Origin of the sequence: Actinoplanes ianthinogenes (genome assembly GCF_018324205.1) — a bacterium.
In the GTDB taxonomy this organism is placed as follows: Bacteria; Actinomycetota; Actinomycetes; order Mycobacteriales; family Micromonosporaceae; genus Actinoplanes; species Actinoplanes ianthinogenes.
Window position 1 is genome coordinate 2,123,588 of record NZ_AP023356.1, and the last position, 16,972, is coordinate 2,140,559.

Genomic DNA, 16,972 nt, shown 5'->3' on the forward strand with positions numbered 1-16,972 from the left:
CACCGGCCGGCGAGTGATCGCCGGCCGGTGACCCGCCGGGTCAGACCTCGTCGCCGACGGCCTTGAACAGGGCGGCGACCTCAGCGTTCGACAAGTGGCGGAAACCGCCCGGGCGCAGGTCACCGAGGCGGATCGGACCGACCGCGGTCCGGATCAGCCGGGTCACCGGGTGCCCGACCTCGTCCATCATCCGCCGCACGATGTGCTTGCGGCCCTCGTGCAGGGTGATCTCCACCTGCGCCGTCTTGCCGATCGCGTCGACCAGCCGGAACGTGTCGACCTTGGCCGGGCCGTCCTCCAGCTCGACACCGGCCTGCAAGCGCCGCCCGACCGTCCGCGGCAGCGGGCCGAGCACCTCGGCCAGGTACGTCTTGGAGACCTCGTACGACGGGTGCATCAGCTTGTGCGCGAGCGCGCCGTCGTTGGTGAGCAGCAGCAGGCCCTCCGAGTCGGCGTCGAGCCGGCCGACGTGGAACAGCCGCTGCTCGAAGTTGCCCTGGAGGAAGTCGGCGAGCTCGGTGCGGCCCTTCTCGTCGTCCAGGCTGGCGACCACACCGCGCGGCTTGTTCAACGCGACGTACACCAGCTTGGTGTTGGTGATCACGCGGGCACCGTCGACGTAGATCTCGGCGGTGGCCGGATCGACCTTGTCGCCGAGCTTGGCGACCCGGCCGTTGACCGTGACGCGGCGCCGGAAGATCAGGTCTTCGCAGGCGCGGCGGGATCCAACACCGGCCGCGGCCAGGACTTTCTGGAGGCGTTCGGCGGTGTCAGCCTGAGGCATCGAGCACTTCTTCCACATCGTCGGGCAGGAATGGAGCGAGCGGCGGCAGCTGATCGACCGAGTTCAGGCCGAGCTTCTCCAGGAACAGAGCGGTCGTCCGGTACAGGTATGCCCCGGTTTCCGGCTCGGTGCCGCACTCCTCGATCAGGCCGCGAGTGACCAGCGTACGCATCACGCCGTCACAGTTCACACCGCGGATGGCCGAGATGCGCGACCTGGTCACCGGCTGCTTGTAGGCGACCACGGCGAGTGTCTCCAGTGCCGCCTGGGTCAGCCGCACGGACTGGCCGTCCAGCACGAACCGCTCGACGTAAGCGGCGTACTCCGGCCGGGTGTAGAGCCGCCAGCCGCCGGCCACGCGGCGCAGGTCGAACCCGTGCCCGGCCGCGGTGTAGCGCGCCGAGATGTCGTCCAGCATCCGGGCCACGCGCTCGACCGGCTGCTCCAGCACCTCGGCCAGCTTCAGCTCGTTGGTCGGCTCGTCGACGACGAGCAGGATCGCCTCCAGGGCCGCGGCCAGCTCGGCATCGTCAAGAGCCTTTTCGGTACGGTCGTCGCCGCCCTCCGCGGCCACCCCGTCCCGCGGGCCGGTCGCCTGCGCGGGCACCGCGGGAGCGGGAGCCGCCGGCTCGGCCGTGACGTCCGCGACACTCTCCGCCGCCACCGGAGCGATACGCTCCGAGGTGTCGTGATATCCCGCCAGATATCCGATTGCCGAAGCCTCATCGAACTCCGGCTGGGCCGACGCGGCGACCCGGTCCACCTCCGGCCGGGCGGGCTCGTCGATCGGCGCGCTCTCCGGCTCCACCCCCGGCGCGTCCCCGGCCTCCTCGACCGACTCGGGCAGCGGCACCTCCGGCTCGATCTCGACCTCGGTCGGCCCCGGCTCGTCCTCCTCCGGCGCCGCCTCCGGAGCGTCGACCGCCTCCGGCTCCCGATGATCGACCGCCCACGGCTCCCGATCGCCAACGTCCTCGATCTCGTCCGCGTCCGCCTGGAAAACCCGGTCCGGCTCGTCCTGCTTACGCTCCCACGGCGGCACCCACGCGCCCATCTGCGCGGCCAGGGAGTCGGGACGCTCGTCGCTCACTGCTGTTTCTCCTCCAGGACCGCCTCGTCGGCCACCGAGACCGCCTCGTCAAGATCGCTATCCGGAACGGCCACGTCAAGTGCGCTCGCGGGCGGATCGTCCGAAACGGTGGCTTCCGCACCGCCGGCATCGGACCCCGCCCCCGCCGGACGGTCCGGATTGTCGGTGATCTTTTCCGGACTGCCCTCGTAGTCGTCGACGGTCAGCTCCGCCTCCTGGTCACCACCGATCCAGCGAACGGTCAACTCGTCCAGCGACACCGGCTGCTCGAAGTCGATCAGATTCTGCCGGTACAGCTCCAGCAGGGCGAGGAACCGGGCGACCACCTCGAGTGTGTTCTCACAATCGGCCACGAGGAGGCTGAACGTGGCCGATCCAGCCCGCCGCAACCGGTCGCGCAGCAGCTCGGCGTGCTCCCGGACACTGACCCGGACCTGGTGGATGTGCGCGATCGACACCTGCGGCGGCCCGGGTTTCGGGGTGAACTGCTTGAGCGCCAGCTTGAACAACCGCTGCGCGCCGATGCCGAGCACCAGCTCGGGCAGCGCCTCCGCATAACGCGGCTCCAGGGTGACCAGCCGCGGCCACCGCTTGGCGCCGGCCGTCTCCAGCTCGGAGAGGTGGGCAGCCGCCTCCTTGTAGGCCTTGTATTGCAGAAGCCGGGCGAAGAGCAGGTCCCGCGCCTCCAGCAGCGCCAGGTCCTCCTCGTCCTCGACCTCGGCGGCGGGCAGCAACCGGGCCGCCTTCAGATCCAGCAACGTCGCCGCGACCAGCAGGAACTCGCTCGCCTCGTCGAGATCCCAGTCGTCGCCCATGGCCCGGATGTAGGCGATGAACTCGTCGGTCACCCGGTGCAACGCGACCTCGGTGACGTCCAGCTTGTGCTTGCCGATCAGCTGGAGCAGCAGGTCGAAGGGCCCCTCGAAATTCGCCAGCTTGACCTTGAACTTGCCGTCGTCGGGCTCGGCGGCCGCGACGGCTCCGGGGTCGGCCTCGTCGGCGGACTTTCCGGAATCGGCCCCCGTGGCCACGGCGATCGCCGCATCATCGGATGCGGTGGACTCCAGGTCAGGCTGGAGGGCGTCGCCGGACAGCGGCTGGGCAGGCTCTTCAAGCACGTGCCGACCGTAGACCATGCCTGTGACAACGTGCTCCGGGCTCACGCCGGTACCAACGCCACAACCGGTGCCCGGTTGCTGCCCGAGCGATCTTCACCCCCGCCGACCGGCGAAAATCCGTCCCCGCACGGCTCGAAGACGGACCCGTTTCCGGTACGCCGGGAGCGTCCCGCCGACGAGAAGCCGCGCCGCCACGCCGTCTGCATGGCGCCTCGGAAAGGTCACGCGTCAGGCGTGCGGTTCGGGGCCGTCCGGCTTGGCCGGCGCCGGGGCCGGGTCCGGCTCCGGTGCGCCGGACCCGGCGGGGGTGGGAGCCGGCTCGGCGGGGGTGGGAGCCGGCTCGGCGGGCGCGCCCGGAGCCGGCATGCCGAAAGCGGGTGCGGCAGAGGCGGGCGTGGGACCGGCCGGTGGCGCGGTGAACGCGCCCGGGGCGTACCCCGAAGGCATCGGCCCGGGGACGGGCGGGCCGTAACCGGGCGGCGGACCGTAGGCGGCCTGGGCCCGCAGGTCCTGCACCGGCACCTCGGCCCCGAAGGTCGCCGTGAGCGGCACCACCAGGCCCTGCGCCGCCACCTCCGCACCCTCCCGGACCGCCCCGTGCACCGCCTCCCGCAGCGCCCGCACCCGCTCGCCGCGCAGCATCGGGTTTATCGGGCCGACCCGGCCGAACATGCCGCCGACCAGGTCCTTCACGAAGTGCCCGAGCAGGGTCGCGCCCCGGCGTCCGCGCCACATCGTCCAGCCCAGGAACAGGCTGCTGCCGTAGGGGAAGACCGTGACGTGCACCTGATAGGAACGGTCGGTGATCTCCAGCCGGTTGTTGACCGCCTCGGGGGCCAGCAGGTCGGTCCGGATCCGGACCGCGTGCGCCTCCACCGGGATCGCCCGCCGGCGCAGCGTGCCGTAAATCGCCGCGTACGCCGAGTCGGCAGCCTGCCAGCGATCCTCCAGCAGCGTGCGCCACTCGGCGACCGGCTCGTCGACCCGGGCCGCCAGCAGCACCACCCAGAAGACGATGAAGCTGAGCAGCGACCCGACCGCGAACACCCCGTCCCCGGGCGTGTCCCCGCCGAACGGGCTCGGCTCGGAGGCGACGTGGACCAGCAGGGCCAGGAACGCGAAGACGGCCCAGACGACGAACGACGGGACGGCCGCCCACAGCCAGAGCCGGACCAGCGTCCCGGCCGGCACCGACTCCTCCAGCCCGAGCTCCACCGGGGTGTGCCGCAGCCCCTGCATCCGGTACGCGACGTCGCCGTTGCCGGGGCCCAGCGAGGCCGTGCTCATCGGTCCGCGCGCAAGCTCGCTCATTGCTCCTCCAGGGATCGCGTGTCAGACGAGGGAGATCTGGATGCCGTTCGGCGTCGCCTGCGCGCTGCCGTTGATCCGGAAGGCGCTGTCGCCGCTCTCCGACTTGGCGGTCCCGCGGTAGTCGGTGTAGCCGACGCTCCAGTGCACCTTTCCCGCGCCGTCGTCGGCGAGCTGCACCGACGACGAGTTGAACCAGAACGTGCTGTCGCTGCGCACGCTGACCGCCGGGTACCCGGTGATCGTCCACCGCACGGTCGCGCCGGTCCCCGGGATGTTCAGCCCGAACGGGCATCCGGCCGGCTGCGCCAGGGCGCTGCCGGCGCACCGGTCGAGCGCTGTCCGGACCTGGCCCTGGATGTCCTCCTGGGCGCCGGCGGCGAGCCGCGGCAGGTCGAACCGGGCCCCGGCGAGGTAGACGGTCTGCCCGGTGACCGGGACCTGGGCGCGCTGCGGGACCGCGGTCACCCGGCTCTCGGCGAGCAGCCGATTGCCGGTCGCGACCACCTCGTACGCCCCCGGGAACACGTACGCGTCCCGGCTGCCGAGCGCGACCCCGTTCACCGTCACCGCCCGGCCCCGCTCCCCGTCGACGCCGAGCAGCACCAGCGGGGACTGCAACCGGTATCCCTCGGTCGCGTCGACGACGGTCAGATCCTGGCTGACCGTCCGGTCGGCGGCCCGATAGGTGACCGGGATCTGCCACGCCTTCCCGCCGGTCATCAGGTCCGACTCGGTGGCGTCGCCGACGTGCGCGTCCCGCGGCCGGTACCGGTCCTCGGCCAGCGCGGCGCCGGTGAGCAGCGGGTAACGCTGGGCGTCCCGGAACGTGCCGGCGCCCGCGACCAGGTCCAGCGCCGCGCCGGCGTCACCGTCGGCGAGCGCGTCGAGGTAGTCCCCGGCGACCGACTCGGGACTGTCCCCGGCGAACCGGGCGACACCGAGCGCGACGACGGCGGCGACCAGGATCAGGACCGCCGCGGTCGCGATGATCGGGGCGGCGCGCGGTGGGCGTACCGAAGAAGAACCGGAAGTGCGGGTCGGCGCCGGACCCGGAAGGGGCGCCGCGGGCGCCGGCGGCCCGACGGCGACGACCGGCGCGGCGCAGTAGCCGCACCACTGCTGATCCGTGGGCACGTCACCGCCGCAGTGGAAGCAGAGGACGCTCTCCATGCCCGCACTCCTCGGACAGTCACCGCAAGTCACCGGAAACATACCCGAATCACCCGGTATCGGATGGCAGGTTGGAGATCGGTCAGCCGAGCGTGCAGTGGGTGAGGTGCTCGGCCACCGAGACGATCGCGGCCTCAGCCTGCTCGGTCCCGATCAGGATGTTGCCACCGACGATGTGCAGCCCGTACGCGTCCTCCAGCGCCACCAGGTTCATCGCCACCTGCTCGGCGTCCGCCTTGATCCGGAAGTGGCCCTGCTGCTCGCCGAGCCGAAGGATCCGCAGGTAGGTGGCGTGCTGCCGCTCATACATCGCGCGCACCAGATCGTCGTGCAGCGGGGAGGCGCCGGCCAGCACGTCGAACTCGTAGAGCAGCCGCATCAGCGCGTCGTCCGGCCCGGTCGGCAGGCCGGCCCGGATCGCGGCGACCAGCATCTGCCGGGCGTCGGCCAGCGTGGCCAACTCGGCGTCGCGGCCGTCGCAGAGCCGGGCCACGCCGGCCTTGTGCACCTCGACCAGCAACGCCTCCAGATCGGCGTAGTAATAGAGCACCGCGCCCCGGGTGAGCCCCGCCTTGGCCGCGACGTCGGTCAGCGACAGTGACCGCAGGCCCCGCTCGGCGCCGGCCGCGATGGCCGCGTCCACCAGGGCTTTCCGCCGGCCCTCCTGCTCTTTCCGTCTCGCCACCCCTTGACATTAACCCACCTCACCCCAATTCTTTGACACCATCGTCAAAGAATTGAGGCGCGATGCTGGACCTGCTGCTGACCGACGCCCGGGTGCGCACCTTCGACCCGGACCTGCCGTGGGCCGAGGCGGTCGGGGTGCGCGACGGGCGGATCGCCTTCGTGGGCGACGCCGCCGAGGCGCCCGCGGCCCGGGAGACCCGGCGCCTGGACGGCCGGCTGCTCACCCCGGGCATCGTCGACAGCCACAACCACCTGCTGCTCGGCTTCGACCCGGACGCGGTCAGCCTGGAGGGCGCGGCCGACCTGGCGGCGGTGCGCCGCCGGGTGGCCCGCCTCGCCGCCGAGCGGCCCGACCTGGCCTGGATCTGCGCGGAGAACGCGGTGTACTCGGTGGTCACCGGCCGCCGCCCGCACTCCCGGGACCTGGCCGGCATCACCGACCGGCCGGTCTTCATCACCACGTACGACCAGCACAGCGTCTGGCTCAACGAGACCGCGCTGCGGATCCTGGGCATCGCCGACGGCGGGGACATCGCCTGGGGCAACCCGGAACGCGACCCGCACACCGGGGAGCCGACCGGCTGGATCACCGACTTCTACACCAGCGCGATGACCACGGCCGGGCTGGCGGCGCTGCAACGCGACATCCCGATGTACCACCCGGAGCGCCGTTACCGGAAACTGGCCGGCTCCGCCGAGATGGCCACGAGGTGCGGGATCACCACGGTCGTCGAGCCGCAGGTGCCGCTCGCCGAGCTGGGCCTGCTGCGCCGCGCCGAGGCCGAGGGCCGGTTCCGCAGCCGGGTGATCGCCGCGCTGTTCCACCCGGCCGGTGCGGACGCGGCGTTCCGGCGCGACCTGCGCGAGGCGGTCGACACGCACCCGGCCGGTGGGCGGCTGCGACTCGGCCCGCTCAAGCTGTACGCCGACGACGTGATCGAGCCGCACACCGCGGCGATGCTCGACGACTACGCCAACCGGCCCGGTCACCGCGGCGTGCCCTACCTGGCCCCGGACGCGTTCGCCGACCTGCTCACCGAACTGGACCGGATGGGCTTCCAGACGCACACGCACGCCACCGGCGACGCCGGCATCCGGCTCGCGCTCGACGCGATCGAGCAGGCCGGGCGGCGCAACGGCACCCGGGACCGGCGGCACGGCATCGTGCACGTCGAGTGCCTCGACCCGGCGGACCTGCCGCGGTTCCGGCAGCTCGGGGTGGTCGCCGCGATGCAGCCCCGGCACTGCTCCCCCGACCTGGTGGCCGGCGCCTGGATGGCGAACGTCGGCGAGGAGCGCTGGTCACGGGCCTGGCGGTTCCGGTCGCTGATCGACGACGGCGCCCCGGTCGCGTTCTCCAGCGACTGGCAGGTCGGCGAGATGGACCCGCTGATCGGGCTCTACACCGCGATGACCCGGGCCTCCCTCGACGGGCGCACCTCCTGGGTGCCCGGCGAACGCCTCGACCTGGACCGGGCGCTGCGGGCGTACACCGCCGGCGGCGCCTGGGCCTGGCACGCCGAGCACGAGCTGGGCGCGATCCGGACCGGACACCGCGCCGACCTCGTGGCCTGGTCGGCGGACCTGTATCGGCTCACCCCGGCCGAACTGCTCGACCAGCACGCCGCCCTGACCGTGGTCGACGGCACGATCGTCCACTCCGCCTAGATCGGATTCCCGCATGACGTCATACCGGCAAGAACTGTCCCGATCATTGTCCCTACGTGACAACATTCTGATCACCCTGAGCTCGGTCACCCCCGGGTCGAGCGTCTTCATCATCATTCCGCCGGTGATCGCCGCGATCGGCGGCGCGTCAGCGGTCGCGTTCGGCGCGGCCGCGCTGGTCGGGGTCCTCGTCGCGTTCTGCTACGCGGAGCTGTCCAGCGCCTACCCGATCACCGGTGGCGAATACGCCTTCGCCGCCCGCACCCTGGGCCGCGCCACCGGCTTCGCGATGTTCCTGCTGGCCCTGGCCGGCGGCGTGCTCACCCTGTCGGTGATCGCGCTGGGCACCGGCGACTACCTCGCGGTGCTCGCCGACGACCTCGGCGGCAAGTCGATCGGCCTGGTCGTGATCGCCGCCGCCACGGTGGTCGCGTGCGGCAACATCCGGGCGAACGCGCTGGTCGTCGCGGCGTTCCTGGCGCTGGAGGTGCTCACCCTGGTGGTCCTGACCGCCGTCGGGTTCCTGCACGTCAGCCAGCCGATCTCGGTGCTCTGGACGGCCGGGACGCCGGGCGGCGCGATCTCCTGGGGGCTGGTGGCGTCGTACACCGCGACCGCGATCTTCGCGTACAGCGGCTACGGCACCGCGGTCTACTTCGCCGAGGAGACGCACGACGCCGGGAAGACCATCGGCAAGGCGATCCTGGTGTCGCTCGGGATCACCGTGGCCGCCGAGATGATCCCGCTGGTCGCCGTGCTGCTCGGCACGCCGAGCATGGACGCGCTGGTCAGTGCCGGGAACCCGATGGGCTACCTGCTCACCACGCGCGCCGGGGAGACGGTGAACACCCTGGTCAGCCTCGGGGTCGCGGTCGCCATCATCAACGCCGTCATCGCGATCATGTTGCAGATCGGGCGGCTGCTCTACGCCTCGGCCCGCGACGGGTCCTGGCCCGATGCCATCGGCAGGCCGCTGGCAAAGGTCAACCCCCGTTTCCGTACGCCCATAGCCGCCACGATCACGGTCGGCGTGCTGGCGTTGCTGGCGGCGGCGTTCGTTCCGTTCGACGCGTTGCTGCTGGCGACCGGGGCGAACCTGATGCTCACCTATGTGGTGATCGCGCTGTCCGCGCTGGTCGTCCGGCGCAGGGGGAAGTCCGGGCCGTATCGGATGCCGGGCTGGCCGTGGGTGCCGGTGGCGCTGCTGGTGGCGATGGCCTACGTCGCCTACGAGTCGGTGCGGGCGGACGTGCTGCCGGTGGTGGTCGCCGTGGCCATCATGCTCGCCGGGTATGCCTGGTATGCGGTCTACATCCACCCGCGCCGGGCGTCGCGGTGGACCCTGCCCGATCCGATCGTGGAGGTGAGCGGCGCTCCCGCTTCCTCCCCCGCTTCCTCTCCCTCTCCCGCTTCCTCTCCCTCTCCCTCTTCCTCTTCCTCTCCCTCTTCCTAGACCGGCCTTCTCGATCCGCCTTTCCTGACCGGCCTTTCCTGACCGGCTTTTCTACACTGGCCGGCATGTCCGAACGCCCGTTCGTGGTCGTCGCCTACGACGGCGCGGAACTGCTCGACATCGCCTGTGTCACCTCGGCCCTGGACATCGCGAACCGGATCGGCGCCGACCCGCCGTACCGGACCGTGCTGGCCACCCTCGGCCGGCAACCGGTGGCCTGCGACTCCGGGCTGCGGCTGGACGCCGGGGCGGAACTGGAGCGGATCAACGAGCCACTCGACACGCTGCTGGTCACCGGCGGCAACGGGCACGAGCGGGCGGCGGCGAGTCCGATCCTGGTCGGACACGTCCGCCGGCTCGCCGCCCTGTCCCGCCGGGTCGCCTCGGTCTGCACCGGTTCCACCGTGCTGGCCGAGGCCGGCCTGCTCGACGGCCGCCGCGCCACCACCCACTGGCGGTACGCGTCCACGCTGGCCGGACGGTACCCGTCGGTGCTGGTGGACGCGGAGCCGGTGTGGATCCGCGACGGGCACGTGGCGACGTCGGGCGGGGTGACCAGCGCCCTCGACCTGGCGCTCGCCTTCATCGAGGAGGACAACGGGCCGGCCGTGGCCCGCGGGGTGGCGCTGGGCACGGTCGCCTACCTGCAACGGCCCGGCGGGCAGGCGCAGATCAGCATGTTCCTGGCCCGGCGCGGCAGCGACGACTACGTGGTCCGGCGGGCCACCGACCACATCGCCGGGCATCTGACCGACGACCTCAGCAGCGGGGCGCTGGCTCGGCGCTTCGGGGTGAGCGAGCGGCATCTGGCCCGGCTCTTCCAGGCATATGTGCAGCTCACCCCGGCGCAGTATGTCCGCCGGGCGCGCACCGAGGCGGCCGCGCACCTGCTGACCGCGACCGCGCTGCCGCTGGCGGCGGTGGCCCGGCGCTGCGGTTTCGGCTCCACGGAGTCGTTGCGGCAGGCTTTCACGGACCGCTACGGCATGCCGCCCTCGCACTACCGATCCTCACCATCCCCCCAGCCGAAACACCCCCGATCCGCCTGAACCGGCCGATCGCAAGAATCCGGCACGGCCGGCCACGGATCCGGACCAGACGCTTTCTCGGGTCCTTCGCGAGGGAGCGAGGCGCGGCAGCATCGGTCCCATGCAGATCGCCATCGTGCTCTATCCCGGGATGACCGCCCTGGACGCCATCGGCCCCTACGAGATCCTGCGCTTCCTCCCGGACGCCGAACTCCGGTTCGTCGGCGCGGAAGTGGGTCCGCTGATGACCGACAGCGGTGTGCTCGCCCTCGGTGTCACCCACAGCTTCGCCGACACGCCCCGCCCGGACCTGGTCCTGGTGCCCGGCTCCGGCCCGAACACCGCCACCGCGATGGCCGACAAGCAGCTCACCGGCTGGCTGCGCCAGGTACACGAAACCACCACCTGGACCACCTCGGTCTGCTCGGGCGCCCTGATCCTGGCCGCCGCCGGCCTGCTGAACGGCCACCCGGCCACCACCCACTGGATAGCCCAGAGCGCCCTCAAGCCCCTCGGCGCCGACCCCCGCCCGAACGACCGCATCGTCCGCTCCGGCAAGCTCGTCACCGCCGCCGGCGTCTCCGCCGGCCTCGACCTGGCCCTCTGGCTCACCGGCGAGATAGCCGGCCGCGACCACGCCGAGCTGGTCCAGCTCTACGTCGAGTACGACCCCCAGCCCCCGTTCGACGCCGGCCACCCCACCAAGGCCCGCAAAGAAATCCTCGACCGAGCCACCCGCCTCGGCCGCCAGATCTCCCTCACCCCCGGCGAGTTCAAAGCCGCCGCCACCGTCGCCTGGCGCCGAGTCCTCCACCACTTCTAACCCCGAACCCCCACCCTGCACCGCGGGCCGTTATCCCGATGGCCAGACAACAGCCAAAACCCGGGCTGGCCCCCAGCGCCCTATCCCACGGCCAGATAGGGCCACCAGGACCAGCCGCAGAAACCGGGCTGGTGCTCAGCGCCCTATCCCATGGCCAGATAGGGCCACCAGGACCAGCCGGAGAAACCGGGCTGGTCCCGGTGGCCGCACAACGGCCCGAAGCGCGAGCCGAAACCCGGGCTGGCGCTCAGCGCCCTATCCCACGGCCGGATAGGGCCACCAGGACCAGCCGCAGAAACCGGGCTGGTCCCGGTGGCCGGACAACGGCCCGGACCGCGAGCCGAAACCCGGGCTGGTGCTCAGCGCCCTATCCCACGGCCGGATAGGGCCACCAGGACCAGCCGGAGATATCGGGCTGGCGCCCAGAGCCCTATCCGGGTCGGGGATAGGGCGCTGGGCGCCAGCCCGGGTTTGATCTCCGGAACCAGCCGCGGACAGTGAAGAGGGCGGCGATCGCCCTGGACGCGCCAGCGGCCAGATCGCCGGCCTCGGCCCGCGCGGGAGCATGCGATCCGTACCACAGCGGACGCGCGTACATGAAGAAGTTGACCTGATATTTCGTCCGCCGCGGGGGACGAAGCGGCCTATCCCCAGACGCGCAGGACAGGTCGCCGAGGATGTCCAGGATGCGCCCGGCCCGACGATCGGGCCGGGCGCGTCACCGCCGGTTCAGGTCAGGAGCCCGCCGGGCCGGAGTCCGGGCCGTGGCTGGGCGCCGGCGGGGTGTAAGACGGCATCGGGGCGACGCTCGGGACCGGACCGTAACCCTGCGCCGCGACCCCGGTGCGCAGGTCCTGGACCGGAACCTCATGGCCGAACGTGGCGGCCAGCGGCACCGTGACACCCTGCATGGCGACCTCGGCGCCCTCACGGACGGCGGCGTGCACCGCCTCGCGCATCGCCCGGACCCACTCGGTACGCAACATCTGGTTGATCGAGCCGGTACGGCCGAGCATGCCGCCGATGAGGTCCTTGACGAAGTGGCCGATCAGCACGGCGCCACGGCGACTGCGCCACATCATCCAGCCGAGGTAGAGGCTGCTGCCGTACGGGAAGACCGAGACGTAGATGCTGTAGCTGCGATCCCGGATCAGCAGCCGGTTGTTGACCGTCTCGGGGGCCAGCAGGTCGGCGCGGATCCGGACCGCGTTCGCGTTCAGCGGGAAGCCGCGGCGGCGCAGCGTGCCGTAGATCGCCGCGTAGGCCGAGTCGGCCGCCTGGTACCGGTCCTCGACCAGCGTCTTCCACTCGGCGATCGGCTCGTCGACCTTGGAGGCGAGCAGCACCACCCAGAAGACCGCGAAGGACAGCAGGCCGCCGATGGTGAACAGGCCGCTGCCCGAGGAGTTGTCGCTGAACACCGACGGCTCGGAGTTGATCGCCAACAGCACGCCGAAGAAGGCGAAGACCAGCCAGACGACGAACGCGCTGAGGGCCGCGCCGAGCCAGAGCCGGAAGATGGCCCAGGCCGAGACCGACTCGTCGAGGGCGAGCTCGACCCCGGCGTACTTGAGGCCCTGCATGCGGTAGGCGACGTCGCCACTGCCGGGGCCGGCGGTCGCCCACTGCCGCGGCTCACCGGGACTGCTCATGAATCCTCCACTCGTGTCTTCAGTTCAGGGCGACCCGGATGTCCGAGCCGGTTGCCTGCGCGTAGCCGTAGATCCGGAAGGACGTGTCGCCGCTCTCGGTCTGACGGGCGCCGGAGTAGTCGGTGTAGGTGGCGGTCCAGTGCGCGCTGCCGGTGCCGTCGTCGGAGATCGGCACCTGGTCACCGGTGCCGAGCCAGGCGATCGAGCTCGCGTCCTCGGTGATCGCTGGGTACGTGGTGATCGACCACCGCACCGACACATCCGACCCGCCCACGTACGTGCTGAACGGGCACCCGGCGGGCGCCGCCTCGGTGGAGGCCGCGCACCGGTCGATCGACGACCGCACCGCCGAAGCGATCTTCTCGTGCGCGTCCGGCGCCAGCTGCGGGTCGCCGAAGTCCAGCTCGGACTCCCAGCCGAATCCGCTGTCGACCGGCAGCGCTGTCACGCTCGCGGGGGCCAGCAGCGCGGTGCCGCCGGCCTGGGCCTGGTACCCGCCGGGGAAGGCGATCACCTCGTCCTGGCTCGCGGCGCTCAGGGCGATGCCGTTGACCGTGACCGCACGGCCGGCCACGCCTTTCAGGCTGAGCTGGACCAGCGGGGCGACCAGCTGGTAGCCGTCGCCCTTCGCGGCCTTGACGACCGGGACCTTCAGCTGCACCGTGGTGCCGAGCGCGTGGTACGTGACCGGGACGGTGCTGGCGTCCTCGCCGTACATCGTGTTGTCCTCGGTGGCGTCGCCGACCTCGACCTCACTGGGGCGCGCGGCGCGATCGGCCAGCGCGGCGTCGGTGAGCAGCGGGTACTTCGCGGTGTCGACCTCGTCGCCGCGGGACACCAGCTGCAGCGCGCGGGCGGCGTCGCCGTCGCCGAGCGCATCGAAGTAGTCCTGCACCGTCGACTTCGGGGTGTCCGCCGTCAGCCTCGACACCACGGCGATCCCGGTCGCGACCAGGACCAGGGCGGCGGCCGCGGCAACCGCGATCAGCACCGGCTTGCGGCCGATCCGCCGCTCGTGCGAGGCCGTGCCGAGGGTGAGCGTCGGCTGGGGAAGTGGCGCCGCGCCGATCCCCGGCGGAGGGCTGCTCTCCCGCGGCGCTCCGAGCATCTCGGGGAGCACCGGCATGCCGCAGAACGAGCAGGATCGCTGTGCCGCGGTGACGCCGCCGCCGCATTGGAAGCACACGCCGGTGGCGGATGCCTCGGCTGAATCCATCACCGACTGTCTCCCCCATGGTGATTTCAGGTGACCGAACGCTACACCAAGCGCAGGTACGGCCATCGACCGGCGTTGCCGCCGGATCGCGTGGTGTGGTTGCATCGTCGCGTCATGTGCACCGTCAGCGTGATCGATACCGGGGGAAGTCGATGACCGCCGTGCTCACGGCCGCCGAGCCGTCCGGCGCCTGGGCGTGGACCGGCATGCGGATCACGGCCGCGGCCGACCTCACCGAGCTGCGCGAGTACGCCGGGCTCAAGGAGGAGGAACGGGTCGGCAAGGCGATCTCCGAGCAGATCACGTTCCTGGCGGCGCAGCTCGGCGAGCGGGCCGGGGCGGCGCTCGAGCTGCGCTGGTGGTGGCGGCCGGAGACGGCCACGCTCGAGGCGTACCTGCTGACCCGGGTGTGGGGTCCGGACGAGCCGGCCGCCCGGGCCGCCGCCGAGGCCGCCGCGAGCCGCCTGTCCGCCGCGCCGCGGCACGTCTTCACGGCGGCGCTGACCGATTCCGAGCTGCACGCGGCGCTGCAGCCGTTCACGCCGCACCCGGCGGGCGCTGTCGAGGTGCGTAAACGGGTGCTGGTGGAGACGCCGCACCGGCCGGACGCCGGGGTGCTCTACTACTTCGCGGTGCAGCCGTTCACCGGCACGTACCGGTCGTGGGAGCCGCTGCTGCGGGCGATCACCAGCCTCCCGCACCCCGTGGTGGTCACCGTCGGGCTCAACCCGATGCCGGTGCCCGGCTCGCTGAACCAGGCGGTCGCGCTCTCCGCGTCGCACTACAAGCGGCTCGCGACGGACGGCGAGTACCAGCACGGCGGCCTCTACGGTGGACGGGTCAAGCTCACCCCGGACGCGTTCGCGGTCGAGGCCGAGAAGATGTACGCCGACGCCGGCCGCCGCTACCAGGGCTCCGCGTTCCGGATCCGGGTCGCGGTCTGTGCACCCCAGCCGCTCGGCGACGACCTGCCGTCGGTGATCGGCGCGACCATCTCCAGCAGCGAGCGCGGCGCCGCGGAGAACTACCTGACCAGCCACGCGACCGGGGCGACCTACACCCTGGAACGGCCGTCCGGCCCGCAGCTGGAGATCTTCACCCGCAACCTGGGGTCGCTGTCGTTCGGCGACTGGGGCGGTCACCCGGTGTGGCGCGGACCGGCCCCGCCCAGCGCCGCACTCTACCCGCTGACCTGGATCGTCGACGCCGAGGAGGCCACCGCCGCGTTCCGGCTGCCGATCGCGGCGCACGGCACCCTCCCGCGTTTCCCGGTACGCGCCCGTACGCCGGCCGTGGTCGCCGACTACACCCCGTCCGGGCCGCACCTGGTCCTCGGCGGACAGCCGGACGCCGGGCCGCTCGGCGTCGAGCTGGCCGACCTGAACCGGCACGCGCTGTTCCTCGGCACCACCGGGTCCGGCAAGACCGACTCGACGCTGTCGTTCGTGCGGCAGCTGTGGGGTACGCACCGCGTCCCGTTCACCGTGCTCGAGCCGGTCAACGCCGAGCGCGACGACTACCGGTGGCTGGCCACCCTGCCCGGGTTCGAGGAGCTGCTGATCTTCACGGTCGGTGACGAGCACACCGCGCCGCTGCGGCTCAACCCGTTCGAGGTGCCGCCCGGGGTGCGCGTCGCCACCCACGCCGCCAACCTGCGGGCCTGCTTCGACGCCGCCTTCGGCCTGTGGGACCCGCTTCCGGCGATCTACGCGCGAGCGCTCCGGGAGATGTACCAGAAAGCCGGTTTCGATCTCGCGGAGATCGCCGGCGAGGCGGACACCTGGCCGGTGCTGGCCGACTTCGTCGCGGCGATCACCGAGGTCACCGACGGTCTGGACTACGCCGGCGAGGTGCGCTCCAACATCCTGGCGGCGTCCCGGCTGCGCGCCGAGTCACTGGCCGAGGGCGCCTGCGGGACCACCCTCTCGGCGGCCCGCTCGTTCCCGGTCGCCGACCTGCTCAGCCGCCCTGTGGTGATCGAACTGGCCGCGATCGGCGACGACACCAAGGAGCAGGCGCTGGTCATGGCGCTGCTGTTGAACGCGATGACCGAGCACTACAAGGCGCACCGGGAGGGGTCCCGGCTGGCCCACGTCACCGTGATCGAGGAGGCGCACCGGCTGCTCGGGCGCCCCGCTCCCGGCGGCGACACCCGGCAGGGCGACGCCCAGGCCAGGGCGGCCGAGACGTTCGCGAACACGCTCGCGGAGAACCGCAAGTACGGCGAGGGCCTGGTGATCGTGGAACAGTCGCCGTCGAAGCTGATCGCGGACGCGTACAAGAACACCAACCTCAAGGTGATGCATCAGCTGCTCTCCGCCGAGGACCGCGACCTGATCGGCGACACCATGCGGTTCTCCGACGACCAGCGGGCGTACGCGGGCGCTCTGCCGAAGATGTCCGCCTTCGCTTTCCACTCTCGCCTCGACCGTCCCGCGCTGGTCGCGGTCGACGACGTGCGGGCCCGCGACGCCGCCCAGCGCGGCCTGCCGGAGGCCCCGCTGGCCGGCAACGACGAACTGACCCGGCGGCATCGCGCGTGGCTGGCCGGCAACCCCGCGGCCTCGGCCGCCATGACGCCCCAGGCGCCCTGCGGCATCTGCCCCGTCCGCTGTTCCTTCGCGTACGCCGCGAACCGCGCCGCCGAGGCCCACATACCCGCCTTCCGCGAGCGGATGAAGTCCTGGCCGTCCGCGCGGGACGACCGTCCCGCCTGGTGGGAGGCGACCGGCGAGCTGCTGGAGTCGTGGGGCGCCGTGAAGCGTCCCCACCGAGCCGGACCTGACGACCCGCACTGGCGCACCGCGGTGTTCGTGGCGCTGCTGGAGAAGGCGTACAGCGGCGACACCGGCCGCTGGCGCGCTCTGTACCGAGACCACCTGACGCGAATGCGGCAAGACGCGGCACGATGAGCGAACACCAGGAGGTCCCTCCCGAGCCGGTCGAGACCGGCGGCGACGAGGGCGGCGACG

13 protein-coding genes are annotated in these 16,972 nt (G+C 72.1%); 5 read left to right on the plus strand and 8 right to left on the minus strand.

The genetic code is table 11. The features are described 5' to 3' along the window. Positions 1-40: 40 nt before the first annotated feature. From Aiant_RS09780 to Aiant_RS09805, 6 genes are all read right to left on the minus strand, one after another. The gene (locus Aiant_RS09780) at positions 41-802 is read right to left on the minus strand and encodes a pseudouridine synthase (RefSeq protein WP_189336624.1); all 762 of its coding nucleotides are present in this window, start codon (positions 800-802) and stop codon (positions 41-43) included. Continuing rightward, positions 771-1,874 carry an SMC-Scp complex subunit ScpB gene (scpB, locus tag Aiant_RS09785; protein WP_189336623.1) on the minus strand — a complete coding sequence of 368 codons (1,104 nt, stop codon included), beginning with the start codon at positions 1,872-1,874 and terminating at the stop codon, positions 771-773. Before scpB ends, Aiant_RS09780 begins: the two co-directional genes overlap by 32 nt. Continuing rightward, positions 1,871-3,010: a segregation and condensation protein A gene (locus Aiant_RS09790; RefSeq protein WP_189336622.1), complete on the minus strand. Its 1,140-nt coding sequence runs from the start codon at positions 3,008-3,010 to the stop codon at positions 1,871-1,873. The genes scpB and Aiant_RS09790 overlap by 4 nt, the downstream gene beginning before the upstream one ends. A 210-nt stretch (positions 3,011-3,220) precedes the next feature. Continuing rightward, complete coding sequence (locus tag Aiant_RS09795) at positions 3,221-4,303, minus strand: adhesin (RefSeq protein ID WP_189336678.1); 1,083 nt, start codon at positions 4,301-4,303, stop codon at positions 3,221-3,223. A 21-nt stretch (positions 4,304-4,324) separates the two neighbouring features. After that, positions 4,325-5,473 carry a hypothetical protein gene (locus Aiant_RS09800; RefSeq protein ID WP_189336621.1) on the minus strand — a complete coding sequence of 383 codons (1,149 nt, stop codon included), beginning with the start codon at positions 5,471-5,473 and terminating at the stop codon, positions 4,325-4,327. Between the two features lie 82 nt (positions 5,474-5,555). Next, on the minus strand, positions 5,556-6,158 hold the full coding sequence (locus tag Aiant_RS09805; protein ID WP_189336620.1) for a TetR/AcrR family transcriptional regulator: 603 nt from the start codon (positions 6,156-6,158) through the stop codon (positions 5,556-5,558). A 62-nt stretch (positions 6,159-6,220) separates the two neighbouring features. On the opposite strand from Aiant_RS09805, the gene Aiant_RS09810 reads away from it, so the two are divergent. From Aiant_RS09810 to Aiant_RS09825, 4 genes are all read left to right on the plus strand, one after another. Then, positions 6,221-7,828, plus strand: a complete 1,608-nt coding sequence (locus tag Aiant_RS09810; protein WP_189336619.1) for an amidohydrolase — start codon at positions 6,221-6,223, stop codon at positions 7,826-7,828. Between the two features lie 46 nt (positions 7,829-7,874). Further along, positions 7,875-9,281, plus strand: a complete 1,407-nt coding sequence (locus Aiant_RS09815) for an APC family permease (RefSeq protein WP_212847032.1) — start codon at positions 7,875-7,877, stop codon at positions 9,279-9,281. Between the two features lie 65 nt (positions 9,282-9,346). After that, positions 9,347-10,330 (plus strand): GlxA family transcriptional regulator, encoded by a 984-nt coding sequence (locus Aiant_RS09820; protein WP_189336617.1) that lies wholly within the window; start codon positions 9,347-9,349, stop codon positions 10,328-10,330. 100 nt (positions 10,331-10,430) lie between these two features. Further along, complete coding sequence (locus Aiant_RS09825; RefSeq protein ID WP_189336616.1) at positions 10,431-11,132, plus strand: DJ-1/PfpI family protein; 702 nt, start codon at positions 10,431-10,433, stop codon at positions 11,130-11,132. A 734-nt stretch (positions 11,133-11,866) separates the two neighbouring features. Here Aiant_RS09825 and Aiant_RS09830 read toward each other — a convergent pair. Together Aiant_RS09830 and Aiant_RS09835 are read right to left on the minus strand one after the other, a co-directional pair. Then, a complete protein-coding gene (locus Aiant_RS09830) occupies positions 11,867-12,784 on the minus strand; it encodes an adhesin (protein ID WP_189336615.1) in 918 nt (305 codons plus the stop codon). A gap of 19 nt (positions 12,785-12,803) precedes the next feature. Then, complete coding sequence (locus tag Aiant_RS09835; RefSeq protein ID WP_189336614.1) at positions 12,804-14,000, minus strand: hypothetical protein; 1,197 nt, start codon at positions 13,998-14,000, stop codon at positions 12,804-12,806. A gap of 152 nt (positions 14,001-14,152) precedes the next feature. On the opposite strand from Aiant_RS09835, the gene Aiant_RS09840 reads away from it, so the two are divergent. Further along, positions 14,153-16,912 carry an ATP-binding protein gene (locus Aiant_RS09840; protein WP_189336613.1) on the plus strand — a complete coding sequence of 920 codons (2,760 nt, stop codon included), beginning with the start codon at positions 14,153-14,155 and terminating at the stop codon, positions 16,910-16,912. Positions 16,913-16,972 lie beyond the last annotated feature (60 nt).